12 protein-coding genes and 1 tRNA gene are annotated in these 14,541 nt (G+C 60.4%); 9 read left to right on the forward strand and 4 right to left on the reverse strand.

Annotated features, from left to right (window positions below; translation table 11 throughout):
* Positions 1-32: 32 nt before the first annotated feature.
* From arcC to HU722_RS23375, 9 genes are all read left to right on the forward strand, one after another.
* Positions 33-962, forward strand: coding sequence for a carbamate kinase (arcC, locus tag HU722_RS23335; RefSeq protein ID WP_065873586.1), 930 nt, complete (start codon positions 33-35; stop codon positions 960-962).
* An 18-nt stretch (positions 963-980) separates the two neighbouring features.
* Positions 981-1,343 carry a DUF5064 family protein gene (locus HU722_RS23340; RefSeq protein ID WP_065873587.1) on the forward strand — a complete coding sequence of 121 codons (363 nt, stop codon included), beginning with the start codon at positions 981-983 and terminating at the stop codon, positions 1,341-1,343.
* 173 nt (positions 1,344-1,516) lie between these two features.
* Positions 1,517-3,025: a transcriptional regulator GcsR gene (gene gcsR / locus HU722_RS23345; protein ID WP_065873588.1), complete on the forward strand. Its 1,509-nt coding sequence runs from the start codon at positions 1,517-1,519 to the stop codon at positions 3,023-3,025.
* Between the two features lie 319 nt (positions 3,026-3,344).
* Complete coding sequence (gcvH, locus tag HU722_RS23350; RefSeq protein WP_032879722.1) at positions 3,345-3,728, forward strand: glycine cleavage system protein GcvH; 384 nt, start codon at positions 3,345-3,347, stop codon at positions 3,726-3,728.
* A gap of 10 nt (positions 3,729-3,738) precedes the next feature.
* Positions 3,739-6,591 (forward strand): aminomethyl-transferring glycine dehydrogenase, encoded by a 2,853-nt coding sequence (gcvP, locus tag HU722_RS23355; protein ID WP_065889936.1) that lies wholly within the window; start codon positions 3,739-3,741, stop codon positions 6,589-6,591.
* A gap of 160 nt (positions 6,592-6,751) precedes the next feature.
* Positions 6,752-8,128, forward strand: coding sequence for an L-serine ammonia-lyase (locus HU722_RS23360; protein WP_065889937.1), 1,377 nt, complete (start codon positions 6,752-6,754; stop codon positions 8,126-8,128).
* 39 nt (positions 8,129-8,167) lie between these two features.
* Entirely contained in the window at positions 8,168-9,292 is a 1,125-nt protein-coding gene (gene gcvT / locus HU722_RS23365) for a glycine cleavage system aminomethyltransferase GcvT (RefSeq protein WP_186753119.1), read from the forward strand.
* A 392-nt stretch (positions 9,293-9,684) separates the two neighbouring features.
* The gene (locus HU722_RS23370) at positions 9,685-9,897 is read left to right on the forward strand and encodes a cold-shock protein (protein ID WP_003365337.1); all 213 of its coding nucleotides are present in this window, start codon (positions 9,685-9,687) and stop codon (positions 9,895-9,897) included.
* 95 nt (positions 9,898-9,992) lie between these two features.
* A complete protein-coding gene (locus HU722_RS23375) occupies positions 9,993-10,481 on the forward strand; it encodes an RDD family protein (RefSeq protein ID WP_065873592.1) in 489 nt (162 codons plus the stop codon).
* A 133-nt stretch (positions 10,482-10,614) separates the two neighbouring features.
* Here the strand turns inward: HU722_RS23375 and nadA are convergent, their stop codons facing one another.
* The 4 genes from nadA to queC form a co-directional block, all read right to left on the reverse strand.
* Positions 10,615-11,673: a quinolinate synthase NadA gene (gene nadA, locus HU722_RS23380; protein ID WP_065873593.1), complete on the reverse strand. Its 1,059-nt coding sequence runs from the start codon at positions 11,671-11,673 to the stop codon at positions 10,615-10,617.
* Positions 11,674-11,909: 236 nt separating this feature from the next.
* Positions 11,910-13,487, reverse strand: a complete 1,578-nt coding sequence (locus HU722_RS23385) for a lactate dehydrogenase (protein ID WP_225930657.1) — start codon at positions 13,485-13,487, stop codon at positions 11,910-11,912.
* Positions 13,488-13,718: 231 nt separating this feature from the next.
* Positions 13,719-13,794: transfer RNA gene (locus tag HU722_RS23390), tRNA-Lys, on the reverse strand.
* 63 nt (positions 13,795-13,857) lie between these two features.
* Positions 13,858-14,532: a 7-cyano-7-deazaguanine synthase QueC gene (queC, locus tag HU722_RS23395; RefSeq protein WP_175405777.1), complete on the reverse strand. Its 675-nt coding sequence runs from the start codon at positions 14,530-14,532 to the stop codon at positions 13,858-13,860.
* Positions 14,533-14,541: the final 9 nt, after the last annotated feature.

Raw genomic sequence — 14,541 nt, forward strand, 5'->3', positions numbered from 1 at the left:
CCTTCATCAGAACTTTCAGAAGGACACTCTGTATGCGCATCGTCGTAGCCTTGGGCGGCAACGCCCTGCTCCGCCGTGGTGAACCCATGACGGCGGACAACCAACGCGCCAACATCCGCATCGCCACCGAGCAGATCGCCAAGATCCATGCCGGCAACGAGCTGGTGATCGCCCACGGCAATGGCCCGCAAGTCGGCCTGCTGTCATTGCAGGCGGCGGCCTACACCCAGGTTTCACCCTACCCACTGGACGTGCTCGGCGCCGAGACCGAAGGCATGATCGGCTACATCATCGAGCAGGAACTGGGCAATCTATTGGACTTCGAAGTGCCGTTCGCCACCTTGCTCACCCAGGTGGAAGTCGACGCCAAGGACCCAGCGTTCCAAAACCCAACCAAGCCCATCGGCCCGGTGTATTCCAAGGCCGAAGCGGAAAAGCTCGCCGCCGAAAAAGGCTGGGCGATTGCACCAGACGGTGATAAATACCGCCGCGTGGTCGCCAGCCCACGGCCGAAACGCATCTTTGAAATCCGCCCGATCAAATGGCTACTGGAAAAAAGCGCCATCGTGATCTGTGCGGGCGGTGGCGGCATCCCGACAATGTACGGCGAAGACGGCAAGCTCCAAGGCATCGAAGCGGTGATCGACAAAGACCTCTGCTCATCCTTGCTGGCTGCGCAACTGGACGCCGACTTGCTGGTGATCGCCACTGACGTCAACGCCGCTTTCATCGACTACGGCAAGCCCAGCCAAAAAGCCATCGGCCAGGCCCACCCTGACGAAATGGAAAAACTCGGCTTCGCCGCCGGCTCCATGGGCCCCAAGGTCCAAGCCGCCTGCGAGTTCGCCCGCCAGACTGGCAAAACCGCCGTCATCGGTTCACTCTCGGACATCGAAGCCATCGTCCAGGGCAGTGCCGGTACACGCATCAGTACGGCAAAACCTGGCATCACCTATCTGTGAAGTAGAGGAGATACGCCTATGGCCACTTTTGAACCGGGTCACTTGCACGTTGAACGTCACGCACTGAATGCCCAGGACTACAGCTACAACCTGTGCATCGACTATGAAGTCAGCCAGGACCCCAAGGAAGGCAAGGGGATGCTGTTCAAGCTGCATGGCTCGGTGCAGGGCAAGGACCTCAAGGAAGAGTTCTTCCTGCCCAAGGACCAGGCGTTCGACTTTGCGCGGCATGCGATGAACATTGCGCAGAAGTATGGAATGCCCAAGGTCGCGGTGCTGAACGGCTCGATGCACAAGCAGTACGACTTGATGTTCGAGGATGTGCGGCATCAACTGGATGTGAAGTCGGGTGATCCGGTCAAGCCGGAACATTTGGAGTAAGAACGACGCAAATCCCCTGTGGGAGCGGGCTTGCTCGCGAAGACGGAGTGTCAGTCACTTAATTTATCGACTGACCCAACGCATTCGCGAGCAAGCCCGCTCCCACATTTTGATCTCCATCATCTCCAAGGCATACTGGCCACCCTCCGCACTCTAGAATCAAGATCCGCCCCATGCGTATCCACGTCAGCTTCATCGACCGCGTCGGCATCACCCAGGAAGTCCTGGCCTTGCTCGGTGGGCGTAATCTCAACCTGGATGCGGTAGAAATGGTGCCGCCCAACGTCTACATCGATGCGCCAACCCTGAGCGCCGAGGTGCTGGAAGAGCTGCGCGACGCCCTCTTCAGCGTGCACGGCGTACAGGCGGTCACGGTGGTGGATATCCTCCCCGGTCAACGCCGCCACCTGCAACTCGATGCCCTGCTGGCCGCCATGACCGACCCGGTGCTGGCCCTGGACAGCGCGGGCAAGATTCTGTTGGCCAACCCGGCACTGATCGCCCTGTATGGCCGCGAACCGGCAGGGGAAAGCATCAGCGAGCTGTTCAACGACCCGACGCTGTTGGACACGTTGCTCGAACACGGCTTTCGCCTGCCGCTGCGTGAGATCAGCGTCAACGGCCAGACCTTGCTGCTGGACGCCACGCCGATCACCGACGCCGGCGCCCTGCTCACCCTCTACCCACCCAACCGTATCGGCGAACAACTGTCGGCGCTGCACCACGACCATGCCGAAGGGTTTGATGCGCTGCTCGGCGAATCCCCTGTCATCCGTACGCTCAAGGCGCGCGCGCAGCGGGTGGCGGCATTGGATGCACCGTTATTGATTCAAGGCGAAACCGGCACCGGCAAGGAGCTGGTGGCACGTGCCTGCCACGCCATCAGCGCGCGTCACAGCGCGCCCTTTTTGGCATTGAACTGCGCGGCGCTGCCGGAAAACCTCGCCGAAAGTGAGCTGTTCGGTTATGCACCGGGCGCCTTTACCGGCGCGCAGCGCGGCGGCAAGCCGGGGCTGATGGAGTTGGCCAACCAGGGCACGGTGTTCCTGGATGAGATCGGTGAGATGTCGCCGTACCTGCAGGCCAAGCTGCTGCGTTTTCTCAATGACGGCAGCTTCCGTCGCGTCGGTGGCGACCGTGAAGTGAAGGTCAATGTGCGCATCCTCAGCGCCACCCACCGCGACCTGGAAAAGATGGTCAGCGAGGGCACCTTTCGCGAAGACTTGTTCTACCGCCTCAATGTGCTCAACGTCGAAGTACCGCCGCTGCGCGAACGCGGCCAGGACATCCTGCTGCTGGCGCGCTATTTCATGCAGCAGGCTTGTGCGCAGATCCAGCGTCCGGTCTGCCGCCTGGCGCCCGGCACTTACCCGGCGCTGTTGGGCAACCGCTGGCCGGGCAATGTGCGCCAGTTGCAAAACGTGATCTTCCGCGCCGCCGCCATCTGTGAAAGCAGCCTGGTGGACATTGGCGACCTCGACATCGCCGGCACGTCAGTCGCGCGCCAGGGCGACGGTGAAGTCGACAGCCTGGAACAGGCCATGGAAGATTTCGAGCGCAGCCTGCTGGAAAAGCTCTACAGCAGCTACCCCTCGACGCGCCAACTGGCCAGCCGCTTGCAGACTTCCCACACGGCGATTGCCCATCGCCTGCGCAAGTACGGCATTCCCAACAAACCCTGACTGAACAAACCCAGCTCCCACAGGACCGTATTTCAAAATTTGGTCTGAGAACGACATCGGCTGTACTGAAAGCGCTACAGTGGAACGATATCGCTACAACCTTGTTTTTTTCTCGCCATGCAAGGCTTTGATCCGCATAGGCTTTTTTTCGCGCGTCGGAGTGTAGCGAAATCGCTACAGCCGAATTCCATATCGTCATGACCATTTTTATTAAGCCATTGATTTACAAGGCTTTAACAAGCTTGGCCGCGATATTGCTAAGTAACTCCCCATTATTCCAATCCCGTCCACCAGACGAATCTGGCCCCGAGGAGTTTCCATGAGCGAGTTGCGTTTCACTGAAGATCACGAATGGCTGCGCGCCGAAGCCGACGGCAGCGTCACCGTGGGTATCACCGCTTTCGCGCAGAACGCGCTGGGTGATGTGGTTTTCGTGCAACTGCCGGAGTTGCAGGCTTACGATAAGGGCGCCGAAGCGTCCACCGTCGAGTCCGTAAAAGCCGCCAGCGGCGTGTACATGCCGTTGGACGGTGAAGTGCTCGAAGTGAACGACAAACTCGATGGCAGCCCGGAACTGGTCAACGAAGACCCAATGGGCGAAGGTTGGTTTTTCCGCTTTAAACCGGCCGACGCCGAGGCGGTGGCTAAACTGTTGGATCAGGACGCGTACGACCGCCTGATCAAAGCCAACGCTGAAGCTTGAGGAGCGCGCAATGACCGTTCAACTGAACACCGCCAACGAATTCATCGCCCGCCACATCGGCCCGCGCCAGGAAGACGAGCAGCACATGCTCGCCAGCCTGGGTTTCGACTCCCTGGAAGCCCTGAGCGCCAGCGTGATCCCGGAAAGCATCAAGGGCACCAGCGTGCTCGGCCTGGAAGACGGCCTGAGCGAAGCCGAGGCCCTGGCCAGGATCAAGGCCATCGCCGGCAAGAACCAACTGTTCAAAACCTACATCGGCCAGGGCTACTACAACTGCCACACGCCGTCGCCGATCCTGCGCAACCTGCTGGAAAACCCGGCCTGGTACACCGCCTACACGCCGTACCAGCCAGAGATTTCCCAAGGCCGCCTGGAAGCGCTGCTGAATTTCCAGACCCTGATCAGCGACCTCACCGGCCTGCCGATCGCCAACGCCTCCCTGCTCGACGAAGCCACCGCTGCCGCCGAAGCCATGACCTTCTGCAAACGCCTGAGCAAGAACAAGGGCAGTAATGCCTTCTTCGCCTCGATCCACAGCCACCCGCAAACCCTCGACGTGCTGCGCACACGTGCCGAGCCGCTGGGTATCGAGGTGGTGGTAGGCGATGAGCGCGAACTGACCGACGTCACCCCGTTTTTCGGCGCCCTGCTGCAATATCCAGCCAGCAACGGTGACGTCTTCGACTACCGCGAGCTCACCGAGCGCTTCCACGCCGCCAACGCACTGGTCGCGGTAGCCGCTGATCTGCTGGCCCTGACCCTACTGACCCCACCGGGTGAATTCGGCGCCGACGTGGCCATCGGCAGCGCGCAACGCTTCGGCGTGCCGCTGGGCTTCGGCGGCCCGCACGCGGCGTACTTCTCCACCAAGGATGCGTTCAAGCGTGACATGCCGGGCCGCCTGGTCGGTGTCTCCGTCGACCGTTTCGGCAAGCCGGCCCTGCGCCTGGCGATGCAGACCCGCGAGCAGCATATCCGCCGCGAGAAGGCCACCAGCAACATCTGCACAGCCCAAGTGCTGCTGGCCAACATCGCCAGCATGTACGCCGTGTACCACGGCCCCAAAGGCCTGACCCAGATCGCCCGACGGGTGCACCAGTTGACCGCGATCCTGGCCAAGGGCTTGACCGCACTGGGCCTGAAAGTCGAGCAAGCCAACTTCTTCGACACCATCACCCTCAACACCGGCGCCAACACCGGCGCCAACACCGCCGCCCTGCACGACAAGGCCCGCGCCCAGCGCATCAACCTGCGTGTGGTGGACGCTGAGCGCCTTGGCGTGTCGGTGGACGAAACCACCACCCAGGCGGATATCGAAACGCTGTGGAGCCTCTTCGCCGACGGCAAGGCACTGCCAGTCTTCACTGCCAACGTTGACAGCGCCCTGCCGGCCGCACTGCTGCGCCAGTCGCCCGTCCTCAGCCACCCGGTGTTCAACCGTTATCACTCGGAAACCGAGCTGATGCGCTACCTGCGCAAGCTGGCCGACAAGGACCTGGCGCTGGACCGCACCATGATCCCGCTGGGCTCGTGCACCATGAAGCTCAATGCCGCCAGCGAAATGATCCCGGTGACCTGGGCCGAGTTCGGTGCCCTGCACCCCTTCGCCCCGGCCGAGCAAAGCACCGGTTACCTAGAGCTGACCTCCGACTTGGAAGCCATGCTCTGCGCAGCCACCGGTTACGACGCGATCTCCCTGCAGCCGAACGCCGGCTCCCAAGGCGAGTACGCGGGGCTGTTGGCCATCCGTGCTTACCACCAGAGCCGTGGCGATGAACGCCGCGACATCTGCCTGATCCCATCGTCGGCCCACGGCACCAACCCTGCCACCGCCAACATGGCTGGCATGCGCGTTGTCGTCACAGCCTGCGATGCGCGTGGCAACGTCGATATCGAAGACCTGCGTGCCAAGGCCATCGAGCACCGCGACCACCTCGCCGCGCTGATGATTACCTACCCGTCCACCCATGGTGTGTTCGAAGAAGGTATCCGCGAAATCTGCGGCATCATTCACGACAACGGCGGCCAGGTGTACATCGACGGCGCCAACATGAACGCCATGGTCGGCCTGTGCGCCCCGGGCAAGTTCGGCGGCGACGTGTCCCACCTGAACCTGCATAAGACCTTCTGCATTCCCCACGGCGGTGGCGGCCCGGGCGTCGGCCCGATTGGCGTCAAGTCGCACCTCACGCCGTTCCTGCCAGGCCACGCAGCCATGGAACGCAAGGAAGGCGCGGTCTGCGCGGCGCCGTTCGGCAGCGCAAGCATTCTGCCGATCACCTGGATGTACATCAGCATGATGGGCGGCGCGGGCCTCAAGCGCGCTTCGCAACTGGCGATCCTGAATGCCAACTACATTTCCCGTCGCCTGGAGGAGCACTACCCCGTGCTCTACACCGGCAGCAACGGCCTGGTGGCGCATGAATGCATCCTCGACCTGCGCCCACTCAAAGACAGCAGCGGTATCAGCGTAGATGACGTGGCCAAGCGCCTGATCGACTTTGGCTTCCATGCGCCGACCATGTCGTTCCCGGTGGCAGGCACCTTGATGATCGAGCCGACCGAGAGCGAATCCAAGGAAGAACTGGACCGCTTCTGCGACGCCATGATCGCCATCCGCGAAGAAATCCGCGCGGTGGAAAACGGCACCCTGGACAAGGATGACAACCCGCTGAAGAACGCGCCGCACACCGCAGCCGAGCTGGTGGGCGAGTGGACACACCCGTACAGCCGTGAACAGGCTGTGTACCCGGTGGCTTCGTTGATCGAAGGCAAATACTGGCCGCCGGTTGGCCGGGTCGATAACGTATTTGGCGATCGCAACCTCGTGTGTGCATGCCCGTCGATCGAGAGCTACGCGTAACTTGAGGATGTACTCGGTGTAAATGTGGGAGCGGGCTTGCTCGCGAATGCGGTGGATCAGTCACCAGGTGTATCAACTGAGAGACCGCTTTCGCGAGTAAGCCCGCTCCCACATTTGGCCGAGTACACCTGATAAATAATAAGAAACCGGAGAACAACTCATGTCTTTAAGCGTGTTCGACCTGTTCAAGATTGGCATCGGCCCCTCCAGTTCCCACACCGTCGGCCCGATGCGCGCGGCAGCTCGATTCGTCGAGGGCCTCAAGCGTGACAACCTGCTGAGCGCCACCACCACCGTCAAGGTGGAACTCTATGGATCGCTGGGCGCCACCGGCAAAGGCCACGGCAGCGACAAGGCCGTGCTGCTCGGACTGGAAGGCGAACACCCGGACACCGTCAACACCGAAACCGTGGCGACGCGCCTGGCGCAGATGCGCAAGGACGGCTGCCTGAATTTGCTCGGCGAACACAGCATTGCGTTCAATGAGAAAGAACACCTGGCGATGATTCGCAAACCCCTCGCCTACCACCCCAACGGCATGATCTTTCGTGCCTTCGACGCCGCCAACATCCAGATCCGCAGCCGCGAGTACTACTCGGTCGGTGGCGGGTTTGTGGTGGATGAAGACGCCGCAGGCGCTGACCGGATTGTCGAAGACGCCACGCCGCTGACCTTCCCCTTCAAACACGCCAAAGACCTGCTCGGTCATTGCACCACCTATGGGTTGTCCATCAGCCAGGTGATGCTGACCAATGAAAGTGCCTGGCGCCCCGAAGCGGAGACCCGCGCAGGCCTGCTGAAAATCTGGCAAGTGATGCAGGACTGCGTCGACGCAGGCTGCCGCAATGAGGGGATTTTGCCGGGCGGCTTGAAGGTCAAGCGGCGCGCTGCTGCGCTGCATCGCCAGCTGTGCAAGCACCCGGAATCGTCGCTGCGCGACCCGTTGTCGGTGCTGGATTGGGTCAACCTTTACGCCCTGGCAGTCAACGAAGAAAACGCCAACGGCGGGCGCGTAGTCACGGCGCCGACCAACGGCGCGGCGGGGATCGTGCCCGCCGTACTGCATTACTACATGCGCTTTATCCCCGGCGCGAACGAAGACGGCGTGGTGCGTTTTCTGCTCACCGCCGCTGCCATCGGCATTCTGTACAAGGAAAACGCCTCGATTTCCGGCGCCGAAGTCGGTTGCCAGGGTGAAGTTGGCGTGGCCTGTTCCATGGCGGCGGGCGCACTGTGCGAAGTGTTGGGCGGCAGCGTCTCGCAAGTGGAAAACGCGGCCGAAATCGGCATGGAACACAACCTCGGCCTGACTTGCGACCCGATTGGCGGGCTGGTGCAGGTGCCCTGCATCGAGCGCAATGCCATGGGTTCGGTCAAGGCGATCAATGCGGTGCGCATGGCCTTGCGCGGCGACGGCCAACATTTCGTCTCGCTGGATAAAGTCATCCGCACCATGCGCCAGACCGGCGCCGACATGAAAAGCAAATACAAGGAAACCGCCCGTGGCGGTTTGGCGGTCAACATTATCGAGTGCTGACGCCTAACGGCGCGCCAGCACGTTTTTCAGGAGCTGAATATGTCCACCGAAACCCTGTTGAAAACCCCACTGCACGCCCTGCACATTGAGCTGGGCGCGCGCATGGTGCCCTTCGCCGGCTACGACATGCCGGTGCAATACCCTCTGGGTGTGATGAAGGAACACCTGCACACCCGTGATCAAGCCGGGCTGTTCGACGTGTCCCACATGGGCCAGATCCGCCTCACCGGCGCCAATGCGGCCAAAGCCTTGGAAACCTTGGTACCGGTCGACATCATCGACTTGCCGGTGGGCATGCAGCGCTACGCGATGTTTACCAATGACCAGGGCGGTATTCTCGACGACCTGATGGTGGCCAACCTGGGTAACGACGAGCTGTTCCTGGTGGTCAACGCCGCCTGCAAGGATCAGGATCTGGCGCACCTGCGCCAGCATATCGGCGACCAGTGCAGCATCGAACCGCTGTTCGAAGCGCGTGCATTGCTGGCCCTGCAGGGTCCGGCGGCGGTGAAAGTACTGGCGCGCCTGGCACCGGAAGTCACCAAGATGACCTTCATGCAGTTCACCACCCTGCGCCTGCTGGGTGTGGACTGCTACGTCAGTCGTTCGGGCTACACCGGTGAGGACGGCTTTGAAATCTCCGTGCCGGCCGCCAACGCCGAAAGCCTGGCCCGCAGCCTGCTCGCTGAGACCGAAGTACAGGCCATCGGCCTGGGCGCCCGCGACTCACTGCGCCTGGAAGCCGGCCTGTGCCTGTATGGCCACGATATGAACACCGACACCACACCCATCGAAGCCAGCCTGTTGTGGGCGATCTCCAAGGCCCGCCGCGCCGACGGCGCACGTGCCGGTGGCTTCCCGGGCGCCGACAAGGTCTTCACCCAGCAGCAAGCCGGCGTAAGCCGTAAACGTGTCGGCCTGTTGCCACAGGAGCGCACGCCAGTGCGTGAAGGCGCGGAGATCGTTGACGAACACGGCACAGTGATCGGCAGCGTGTGCAGCGGTGGTTTCGGTCCGACGCTGGGTGGCCCGCTGGCTATGGGTTACCTGGACAGTGCATTCATCGCGCTGGATACCGAAGTGTCTGCGCTGGTGCGTGGGAAAAAAGTGCCACTACGTGTAAGTAAAATGCCATTTGTGCCGCAACGTTACTACCGCGGTTGATTGACTGTTTCTATAAGTAACGCGGTTGCGCCAGCGTGCACTAATCTGTAACGCAACCGCCACAAAACAGTGCATCACCGATAGTCTTTATCAAGTGTTTTAACCGATAACAAGTGACCAACTCTATCGAATAAGTCGACGCCTCATTATTCGCCAAAGTGTCATAAAGCCCAGCAAACACGGGGCATTTGCCAGGGCTTGTTTTTTATCTATTAGTTGGCGTAGAGTTTGCGCACTGTGTTTGCATGGGTCGCTTGGAACCTGGACCTGGGCAGTAGCTGAAGTAGTTGTGCTACAACCCGTTCGACGTCTCTTACTTTCCTGCAACCCAGCCCAGTACTCTTTCATGTGAAAGAGGCTGTCATTAATTTTAGCGTCAAGGAAATAAGAAAATGGCTGAACGTCAGAGCGGTACCGTCAAGTGGTTTAACGACGAGAAAGGGTTTGGTTTTATCACGCCAGAAAGCGGTCCGGATCTGTTCGTGCATTTCCGCGCCATTCAGGGCAACGGCTTCAAGAGCCTGAAAGAAGGCCAGAAAGTGACGTTCGTTGCTGTGCAAGGCCAGAAAGGCATGCAGGCTGACGAAGTACAAGCAGAAGGCTGATCCCAACTGCGACAAAAAGCCCCTGATGCTGACATCAGGGGCTTTTTTATGTGCGATTGCTCGTAAAATGGCTTTTTCCATTAGAGAGCCCTGCCATGTCGAAACCCCTGCTGAGCCCCACAGGCGATTTCCCCGCCGTTGGCCTGGGCCGTCGCTTGGCAGCGATGTTCTACGACTTCCTGTTGTGCACCGCGCTGCTGATCGTTACTGCGTTCATCTACAAGCTGATCTGGATCGCGTTTGTAGGCGAAGCCAGGATGCGCACGCTCACTGAGTCCGGCGCACTGGATGGTGATCCTCTGCTGTCGACGATTCTGTTGTTTGTACTGTTTGGTTTCTTCGCCAAGTTCTGGACCCATTCCGGGCAGACCCTGGGCATGCAGGTGTGGGGCGTGCGCGTGCAGAACGCCGACGGCTCGCGGATCAGCCTGTGGCAGGCGCTGTTACGCTTTGTGGTGTCGATTGCGTCGTGGCTGTGCGTGGGGCTGGGGTTTATCTGGTCGCTGTTCGATAAGCAAAAGCGCAGCTGGCATGACATCTATTCGGATACCCAGCTGGTGCGGGTTCCGAAGCAGAAGAAGTAATTGCAGACGACACACATCAACTGTGGGAGCTGGCTTGCCTGCGATAGCGCTGGTTCAGTCACTGCAACATTGACTGATAGACCGATATCGCAGGCAAACCAGCTCCCACAGTTTGACAGTGTTCACAACGGGGTCAGGCGTTGCCGGCCAGCTTCAGGCGCGCTGCCTGGGTGAAGTCCAGCATGCGCTTGAGCGGGCGCACCGCATGCGGGATCACCGACGGCTCGACGAATATCTCGTTGCTGCCCTCACGCAGGCACTGCAGCGTGCGCTCCAGCGTATTCATCGCCATCCACGGGCAGTGTGCGCAACTGCGGCACGCGGCGCCGTTGCCGGCGGTAGGCGCTTCGACAAAAACCTTGTCCGGGCACAGCTGCTGCATCTTGTAGAAGATGCCGCGGTCGGTGGCGACGATAAAGGTCTTGTTCGGCAAGCGTTGGGCAGCCGCGATCAGTTGGCTTGTTGAGCCCACGGCGTCCGCCAGTTCGATCACCGCCGTCGGCGACTCCGGGTGTACCAGGATGGCTGCATCCGGGTACAGCGCCTTCATGTCTTCCAACTGCTTGGACTTGAATTCTTCGTGGACGATGCAGGCACCGTCCCACAACAGCATATCGGCACCGGTCTGGCGCTGGATGTAAGTACCCAGGTGCTTGTCCGGGCCCCAGATGATCGTCTCGCCGTTGTCCATCAGGCTTTCGACAATTTCCAGCGCACAGCTGGAGGTCACCACCCAATCCGCCCGGGCTTTGACCGCCGCCGACGTGTTGGCGTACACCACCACGGTGCGCTCGGGATGCTGATCACAGAACGCCGAAAACTCCTCCACCGGGCAACCCAGGTCCAGGGAACACGTGGCTTCCAGCGTCGGCATGAGAATGCGTTTTTCGGGCGTAAGGATTTTGGCGGTCTCGCCCATGAAGCGCACACCGGCGACCAGCACGGTCTTGGCCGGATGCGCGGCGCCGAAGCGGGCCATTTCCAGCGAGTCGGAGACACAGCCACCGGTTTCCTCGGCCAAGGCCTGGATCACCGGGTCACAATAGAAGTGGGCAACCAGCACCGCGTCTTGAGCTTTGAGCTCAGCGGCGATGGCAGTGCGTAGGCTCGCCTCTTCATCAGCGCTAAGGGCCTTGGGCTGCTTGGCGTCGAGATGGGCTTGAACCAGAAGGCGTTCAGAAATTTGCGTCATGTTCGCAAGACCTGCAGGCGCAGTAGCGCGAAAGTCGAGTGTACCACCGGCTCTGGAGCCCTTCGGGCGCCGCCGGACGAAGTGATTGTGTTCATCAAGCACGGGTAAAGGTGAAGCTCGGCAAGGCTACAGAATATCGAATGGATTCAAAAGCCTAATCTGGCATCTGCGGGCGCGTCTGTCGGGCAAAAAAACGGGAAACCCCAGGGCGGGGTTTCCCGTTCTCGCAAGCGGTGTCAGCGCACCAGTGCGGATGGATCTTCCTGCAACATCACCGAAGCATGCAGGTCGGCCAGGGCATCTTTCAATGTGGACGCCTGCAGTGCGTCTTTGGACTTCTTGCTTTCCTTGGCCGCGTACTCGAGAAGGACGAGGTAATCGCGTTTAACCGAGGCGTCTTTCGGCACAGTGGTGTCCTCCGTCAGCTTGCCCATCACGTACTTCTGCGTACGAGTGTTCTGGCTGGCACTCTGCTCGACGGATGCGTTGACCAGCAGGCCGTCCTTGTAGGAGAGACTGGCCGAACTGCTGGCCTTGTCCTGCACTTGCACATAAAGATAGTTCTGCGACTCCGGGCTGCCATCCAGGGCCGGTGCCTTTCCACCCTTGAGGCCTTTATGGAAACTCGCGGACAGGCTCGACTGCTGGTCCTGGCTCACGCTGCGGTCCAATACGCTGCTGCCGCCGACGCGGGTCTTTTGCGACACGTCATAAGCAAAGCCGTCCACCTCGGACGGGCGCATCGGGTTGGGTGAGTCAGTGGCCTGCTTGATCGACGCCTTGAAATCAGCAAGGCCGGTCAGCAACCCCTGGTCGGTCGGGTTGCGGGTCAGCGCTTCCGGCAGGGAAATGGCCTGTGGATAGTTGCTGTTCATGGCGCGGAACGCGTCCTTGAACATCGCCATCAACTCCGGCTTGGCGCTGCCGCGTTCCTGCGCGCGATCAAACTGGGTGAGGTAGCTTTTCAGCGCATTGGCCTGCTGCTTGGCGTCGCCCAGGATCGCGCTGTTTTTCAGGTCCACCGCCACGTTAAGTTCGCCCAGCGGGCTACTCATGCGTGTAGTGCGGCTTTGACTGTCGGCGTGGAAGGCCAGGCTCAGGTCCTGACCGTCCAGGCCCTTTAGCTTGGCGTTGAGGTCCACCGAGGTCAGCAGCTTGGAATCAAACTGTGTCAGTTGGCTCAGGTCGAGCTTCGGCGGCGTCGCCGTCACCCCATCCACGGCGGCCTGGAAGGCGCTGCCCAATCTTCCGACCGCTTCGAGTTCGTCATCGCTCAAGGTGCCGCCATCCACCGTGGCCTGCACACCCAGGCCATCGGCCTGGCTGGAAAGGCTGAAGGTCACGGTCTTGCCGCTGGCGGTCTGGATGCTGAGGCTCAGCAGATTGTCAGCCTTGGTGTGCAGCAGGCTTTGATCGATCTTGAGTTCACCGGCGTTTTGCGCCCGATCGGCACTCGCGTACAAAACAGACTGGGAAACCCCCACCCCGCCGCCCTTGACGAACTGCGCAATCAAGCCGGTGCCGAGGCCACTGAAGCGGGTAGCTGTCGACAGCGAGTTGAAGTTGGTATTCAGGGTTTTGCTGAGCGCATCCTGGCTTTCGCTTTCCCAGGCCCTCACGGTCTCTTGACCCGGTAATTGCCCACGGCGGGAATACGTGTCGGCAAGCGTATCGGAGACAACATTGCCCAGGCTGACGACCAGGGACGGTCGCTTTACACTGACGTCCGTGCCTTGCGCCAGGGCGACGGTCGGCGTCTCGGCCGGACGGGGAATAAGTGCAGTGGCGGAGGTGATGGGCGAAAGCGTGGTCATGACGGTCCTTGTCCTGAGCTGTATAGCACTCAATCTACCCGCGATTCGGATCGTTTGACAACTAATGGGGAGCAAAAGCCTTGCCCCTGCGCTGACGCTTGCCGTCGAACAGATACAAAAAAGCCCCAGGCTTCTGGTCCGCCTGGGGCTTTGGGTATTTTCAAACAGGCAAAAAAAAACCCGGAAATCCTCACTTGCGTGGGCCTTCCGGATTTTCTAAACCGCCAAAAATGGTGGGTCGTGTGGGATTCGAACCTACGACCAATTGGTTAAAAGCCAACTGCTCTACCAACTGAGCTAACGACCCGCTGTGTGGTGGCGCGTATAATACTGATTTCTAAGGATTATTCAACACCTTATTTGAAATAAATCAGAAATAACGCGTTGGGTCAGCAATTCCGACCGCTTGGAAGCCTTCTGCACGCAGTCGGCAGCTGTCGCATTTCCCACAAGCACGGCCGTCATTGTCTGCCTGGTAGCAGGAAACAGTCAGCGAATAATCAACGCCAAGTCCTACGCCAGCCTTGACGATATCGGCCTTGCTCAGGTTTTGCAGCGGCGCGAGGATGCGAAAGCCCAGCCCTTCTACACCGGCCTTTGTCGCCAGGTTGGCCATGCGTTCGAACGACTCGATGAACTCTGGGCGGCAGTCCGGGTAGCCGGAGTAATCCACCGCATTGACGCCGATAAAAATATCACGGGCGTTGAGCACTTCTGCCCAACCGAGGGCCAGGGACAGGAACACGGTGTTACGTGCAGGCACATAAGTCACCGGGATGCCTTCGCTGGGTGCTTCCGGCACATCGATGCTGCTGTCGGTCAGTGCAGAGCCGCCAATGCCGTTGAGATTGAGGCCGATCACCTTGTGCTCGACCACGCCCATCTCACGAGCAACGCGGGCGGCGGCGTTCAGCTCGGCACGGTGGCGCTGGCCGTAGTCGAAGCTCATGGTGTAGCAGCTGTAGCCTTGCGCTTGTGCCATGGCAACTACGGTGGCGGAATCAAGGCCACCGGAAAGCAGAATTACCGCGCGTTTTTGATCCATTGGTTGTTC

This window comes from Pseudomonas tritici (assembly GCF_014268275.3).
In the GTDB taxonomy this organism is placed as follows: Bacteria; Pseudomonadota; Gammaproteobacteria; order Pseudomonadales; family Pseudomonadaceae; genus Aquipseudomonas; species Aquipseudomonas tritici.